This is a genomic window from Micromonospora endophytica, from assembly GCF_003236305.1.
In the GTDB taxonomy this organism is placed as follows: Bacteria; Actinomycetota; Actinomycetes; order Mycobacteriales; family Micromonosporaceae; genus Micromonospora; species Micromonospora endophytica.
Window position 1 is genome coordinate 1 of sequence record NZ_POTX01000339.1, and the last position, 4,736, is coordinate 4,736.

Below are 4,736 nucleotides of genomic sequence, written 5' to 3' on the forward strand. Positions count from 1 at the left end.
GTGCTGGGGCGACCGGTGCGGCGGGTGGGCCGTTGCGGCGGTTCAGTATGGCGGCGGTGATGATCGGTGTGTTGCTGGCGTTGTTGGGTTTCACGCTGGCGGTGCAGTTGAAGCAGTCGTCGACGGATTCGGCGTTGACGACGGCACGGCAGGAGGATCTGGTCCGCATTCTCTACGACCTGGATGCGCGGGAGATGCGGTTGCGGCAGGACATCGGGGCGTTGGAGGAGAGTCAGCGGCAGCTGCGTTCGGGTGAGCAGGGCCGGCAGGCGGCGTTGGAGGAGGCGACGCGGCGGGCCGACGAGTTGGGGATTCTGGCGGGTACGTTGCCGGCGCGGGGGCCGGGTCTGGCGGTGCGGTTCGAGGCGGGGGCGAAGCCGATCTCTGCGGTGCGGCTGCTGGACGCGGTGCAGGAGTTGCGGGGTGCCGGTGCGGAGGCGATGCAGATCTCCGGTGGTGATCGGGGTGCGGTGCGGATCGTGGCGTCGACGTACTTCCTGAGCGAGCAGGACGGGTCGTTGGTCGTGGACGGGCGTCGGTTGACGGGGCCGTTCACGATAACGGTGATCGGGGATCCGGCGACGATGCGTACGGCGTTGAACATTCCTGGTGGGGTGGTCGCGACGGTGGCGGGCGACGGCGGTAACGTGATCGTTGAGGATCGTGAGGTTGCCGAGGTTTCGGCGCTGCACGCCCCGAGCACGCTGGAACACGCCCGTCCGGTCTCCTGAGGCTGGTGGGCCGGCACCGGGTGGTCCCGGTGTCGCGACGGATGAGGACGCTTGTGGTGATTCCTGAGGAGCTGCGGTACACCGCTGAACATGAGTGGGTGGCTGCTGCGGACGGCGGGGCCGTGCGGGTCGGTATCACCCATTTCGCGCAGGATGCTCTTGGTGACATCGTCTTTGTGCAGTTGCCGGAGGCGGGTGCGCAGGTCGCGGTCGGTGAGTCGTTGGGTGAGATCGAGTCGACCAAGAGCGTGTCGGAGATCTACGCGCCGGTGGGCGGTACGGTGTCGGCGCGTAACGAGGTGTTGGCGGACACTCCGGAGGTGATCAACTCGGATCCGTACGGGTCGGGTTGGTTGGTGGAGATCACTCCGGCGGACGCGGTGTCGCTCGACGGGTTGCTCTCCGCTGAGGCGTATCGCGAGTTGACCGAGAGCTGAGCGTTTCCTGTGCCGGCGGATCGGTGTCTGTGCCGCGCGTCCGGTTGCCCTGTTTTTCGGCGCTGGCTAGGCTCGCCCAGTCGACCGAGAACCCATTTGTTGAGCGTCGCGGACGGCCTTTCGAGGCATGGCAGAGCCAGCCGCCGGGTGGATGAGCGCCCGGCGGCCAGATTCGCCGTCTCCCGACGCCGACCGAAACAGATCCGTGAGGTGGTCCCATGACTCGCCCAGGCGACGAGTTCCCCCCGCTCGACGTCACGTCGACGCTCAATCTCGGTTCACTTGACGAAGCGCTGGAGGGCCCGGATACCGATGTGGTGCCGAGCCGGATGTCCGGCTCGTTGCCGCCGGGGATGGCGCTGCTGGTGGTGCGTCGGGGTCCGAACGCGGGTGCCCGGTTCCTGCTGGATCACGATGTGACGACCAGTGGGCGGCATCCGGACAGTGACATTTTCCTCGACGATGTGACGGTGTCGCGTCGGCACGCCGAGTTCCACCGGGATGGTGGGACGTTCACGGTGCGGGACGTGGGTAGTTTGAACGGCACCTACGTGAACCGTGAGCGGGTGGAGGCGGCGACGCTCAGCAACGGTGACGAGGTGCAGATCGGCAAGTTCCGGGTGGTGTTCATTGCCGGTCCGCGCCCGGAGGCGGAGGCCGGCCGGGGGTGAACGAGCCTGCGGCCTCCACGCCGTCCGGGGCGGGTCGTGCCCAGCCGTTGATGAGTATCGGCGAGGTGTTGGCTCAACTGCGGGTGGATTTTCCCGACGTGACCATTTCGAAGTTGCGGTTTCTTGAGGCTGAGGGCCTGGTGGAGCCGCAGCGGACGGCGGCGGGCTACCGGAAGTACGGCTGGGATGATGTGGCGCGGCTGCGGTTCGTGTTGACCGCGCAGCGGGATCAGTATCTGCCGTTGCGGGTGATCCGGGAGCAGTTGGCGCAGTGGGATGCCTCGGATGAGCCGCCGGAGCGGTCTCGGCCGGCGTTGGTGGCGGTGGGGCCTGATGGTGAGGTGCCGGGGCGGGCCGCGGCGGAGTCGGCTCGGGTGCGGTGGGATCGGTCTGAGTTGTTGGCGCGTAGTGGCTTGGACTCCTCGACGTTGGGGGAGTTGGAGCGGCTGGGGCTGTTGGTGTCGGATCCGCCGGGCTGGTATGACGATGATGCGTTGATCATTGCTCGGGCGGTGGCGGGTTTGGCGGCGTACGGGTTCCAGCCGAGGCATCTGCGGGGCTATCGGACGGCGGCGGACCGGGAGGTGGGTTTGTTCGCGCAGTTGGTGGCGCCGTTGGCGCGGCAGAGTGATCCGGCGGCGCGGGCGCGGGCGGCGGAGACGGCGCGGGAGTTGGTGTCGTTGTCGCAGCAGTTGCATGCGGCGTTGGTGCGGGTGGGGTTGCGGTCGACGTTGGGGCGCTGAGGTGTCGCTGTCGGGCACTGATCGGTGTGCTGGTGCGTGGCGTAGGCTTGGCGGGGTAACCCTTGTCTGGGCGCGGGCGTCGGTGCGGGAAGCGCATGGTACGGCCGTGTCGAGGTCCGTGTACCGTGCAGGGAAGGGCGCGGTGCGGCGCAGGTGACAACGACACGGAGGCGGCGGTGCGCGAGCTGAGCGTGGTCGGGGTTCGGGTGGAGCTGCCCAGTAACCAGCCGATCGTCCTGCTCAGGGAGGTCGAGGGGGACCGCTATCTGCCGATCTGGATCGGCGCGGTCGAGGCGACGGCGATCGCTTATGAGCAGCAGGGTGTCAAGCCGGCCCGGCCGTTGACCCATGATCTTCTGCGGGATGTGTTGGCGGCGTTGAAGGCGCCGTTGCGGGCGGTGGAGATCACGGAGTTGAAGGAGAACGTGTTCTTCGCTGATCTGTTGATCGGTGACGGGGTGCGGGTGTCGGCGCGGCCCAGTGATTCCATCGCGTTGGCGTTGCGGGTGGGTGCGCCGATTCGTTGTGCTGAGCAGGTCCTCAGTGAGGCGGGGATCGTGATTCCCGATGAGCAGGAGGACGAGGTGGAGAAGTTCCGGGAGTTCCTGGAGCAGGTGCGTCCGGAGGATTTCGCGGGCTGAGCCGCTGGTCCGGGTGGGGCCGTTCTTTTTGCGCCGGGTGTGACGCTCGGTGATGGTGATGATCGTCGCTGTCGATGCGCGGCGTGTCGCGTTGGTTTCTCCGTGGTAACCGTGGGCGGTCGCTATAGGGTTGGCCGTGTCGAGGGGTGCGCGTCCCGGTATGGGGTGTCACCGCACGGACGGGGAGGTTGTCCGGATGCACGAGCCGCGAGATTCCGATCGGGTCACCGGGTGGGATGAGTCGGGTGGGGTGCCGGGTTCGGCCACTGACAGTGACGGTGCGGTGGGGTACCGGGGTGTGACGGCGTGCCACGCGGTCGGGATCAGCTATCGGCAGTTGGACTACTGGGCGCGGACGGCGCTTGTGGTGCCGAGTGTGCGGGACGCGTCGGGTTCGGGCACGTCTCGGTTGTACTCGTTTCGGGACCTGGTGGTGTTGAAGGTCGTGAAGCGGTTGCTGGACGCTGGTGTGTCGTTGCAGAACATCCGTAAGGCGATCGAGGCGTTGCGGTCGCGTGGGGTGGAGGATCTGGCGGGCATCACGTTGATCTCCGATGGGACGACGGTGTATGAGTGCCGGTCGCCGGAGGAGGTGGTCGACCTGTTGCAGGGCGGCCAGGGGGTGTTCGGCATCGCGATCGGTGGTGCGTTCAAGGAGATCCAGGGTTCGTTGTCGCATCTTCCGGCGGAGCCGGCGGGGGCGGTGGCGGAGCCGGAGGAGGTCGCGGTGGGCGACGAGTTGGCGGCGCGTCGGGCGCGGCGGCGCGCCGGTTGAGATCCCGACTTCTGCGGTTGATCGTTTCTGTTTCTCTTTTTCCTTCACGCTCTGTCCGTGGTGGGTTGCCGGTGCCGGGTGTGTCGATGCTGGCCAGTGCCACGTCTCGGGGGCGGCGGTGGCGGGTGCGCGGCACGGCGCGGTGACTGCGCTACGTAATCACCCGATGGGCTTTGCGTGACATTCTCCTGCGGTTTTGTGACTGTCCGTGGTCGAGTGGTGTCCGAATACTGATCTGCGGTTCTGACGGGAGCGGCGGGGCGCGCTATCGTCCCCTTCGTTCTGACTGGCGGTCGCGGTTTCGGCACGCCAGGGGGCCGTCGTCGGCTGCGCGGTGTCGCCGCGCCACCCCTCATCGGTGGAAGGAAACGACCTGTGACGGAAATCGGAGCGACCGCGCCTGTTTCGCACTACACGCGCATCGGTGGGGCTGGTGCGGTGAAGGCGGCGGTCGATCTGTTCTACGACCGGGTGTTGGGCGATGCGGAGTTGGCCGGCTATTTCGCCGGGGTGGACATGGTGGGGGCAGCGTCGGCATCTGGCGCAGATGTTGACGGTGGTGCTCGGTGGCCCGAACGAGTACACCGGCCGTGATCTGGCCACCGCGCATCAGCCGTTGGGCATTGTGCCGGCGCACTACGAGGCGGTGGGTGCCGGCTCGGGTGCGGTGCCGCGGCAGGGTCAACGCCTGACCGGAGGTCCGCTGGTCCGGTCAGGCGTCGGTGGTCGGGTGGGTCG

General features: G+C 67.5%; 6 protein-coding genes and 1 pseudogene. All 7 read left to right on the top strand.

Annotated features, from left to right (window positions below):
• On the top strand, positions 1 to 731 hold a 731-nt coding region (locus tag C1I93_RS28420; protein WP_111246339.1), incomplete at its 5' end, for a DUF881 domain-containing protein.
• A gap of 56 nt (positions 732 to 787) precedes the next feature.
• A complete protein-coding gene (gene gcvH / locus C1I93_RS28425; protein ID WP_111246343.1) occupies positions 788 to 1,168 on the top strand; it encodes a glycine cleavage system protein GcvH in 381 nt (126 codons plus the stop codon).
• A gap of 218 nt (positions 1,169 to 1,386) precedes the next feature.
• The gene (gene odhI, locus C1I93_RS28430; protein ID WP_111246340.1) at positions 1,387 to 1,839 is read left to right on the top strand and encodes an oxoglutarate dehydrogenase inhibitor Odhl; all 453 of its coding nucleotides are present in this window, start codon (positions 1,387 to 1,389) and stop codon (positions 1,837 to 1,839) included.
• Between the two features lie 50 nt (positions 1,840 to 1,889).
• A complete protein-coding gene (gene ftsR, locus C1I93_RS28435; RefSeq protein WP_181445370.1) occupies positions 1,890 to 2,582 on the top strand; it encodes a transcriptional regulator FtsR in 693 nt (230 codons plus the stop codon).
• 176 nt (positions 2,583 to 2,758) lie between these two features.
• Complete coding sequence (locus tag C1I93_RS28440; RefSeq protein ID WP_013733914.1) at positions 2,759 to 3,223, top strand: bifunctional nuclease family protein; 465 nt, start codon at positions 2,759 to 2,761, stop codon at positions 3,221 to 3,223.
• Between the two features lie 196 nt (positions 3,224 to 3,419).
• A complete protein-coding gene (locus C1I93_RS28445; RefSeq protein ID WP_181445371.1) occupies positions 3,420 to 3,998 on the top strand; it encodes a MerR family transcriptional regulator in 579 nt (192 codons plus the stop codon).
• A gap of 547 nt (positions 3,999 to 4,545) precedes the next feature.
• Positions 4,546 to 4,736: pseudogene (locus C1I93_RS32815) on the top strand (hypothetical protein); the annotation flags it as partial.

Bases quoted from the DNA above. Each gene is read 5' to 3' on its own strand.
- odhI (WP_111246340.1), top strand. From the start codon at position 1,387: ATGACTCGCCCAGGCGACGAGTTCCCCCCGCTCGACGTCACGTCGACG.
- C1I93_RS28445 (WP_181445371.1), top strand. From the start codon at position 3,420: ATGCACGAGCCGCGAGATTCCGATCGGGTCACCGGGTGGGATGAGTCG.
- ftsR (WP_181445370.1), top strand. From the start codon at position 1,890: ATGAGTATCGGCGAGGTGTTGGCTCAACTGCGGGTGGATTTTCCCGAC.